Below are 248 nucleotides of genomic sequence, written 5' to 3'. Positions count from 1 at the left end.
CATAACCCAGCACTGCGCATAGGGTTCAGCGGTTTCGCCCGTCTTGGCGAACCTGTTCATGCACTACGCATTCGACATGTGGATGGACCGGGAGTTCCCGGGCTGCCCGTTCGAGCGTTATGCGGACGACGCCGTGGTCCACTGCGCGACCGAGAGGCAGGCCAGGGAAGTGCTGGCCGCGCTCGGCGGGCGGATGGCCGAGGTCGGGCTCCAGCTGCACCCGGACAAGACGAAAATCGTCTACTGCC

The 248-nt window shown here is 64.9% G+C and carries 1 protein-coding gene; it reads left to right on the top strand.

Annotated features, from left to right (window positions below; all coding sequences use genetic code 11):
• Nucleotides 1-58: 58 nt before the first annotated feature.
• Nucleotides 59-248 (top strand): reverse transcriptase domain-containing protein (locus EAS64_RS43095; RefSeq protein ID WP_246116169.1); only part of this gene is annotated, 190 nt, incomplete at its 3' end.

It is taken from the genome of Trebonia kvetii, assembly GCF_007827045.1.
Classification (GTDB): Bacteria; Actinomycetota; Actinomycetes; order Streptosporangiales; family Streptosporangiaceae; genus Trebonia; species Trebonia kvetii.
Note: the sequence above shows the minus strand (reverse complement) of the source record. Positions and strands in the feature narration are given on the sequence as shown.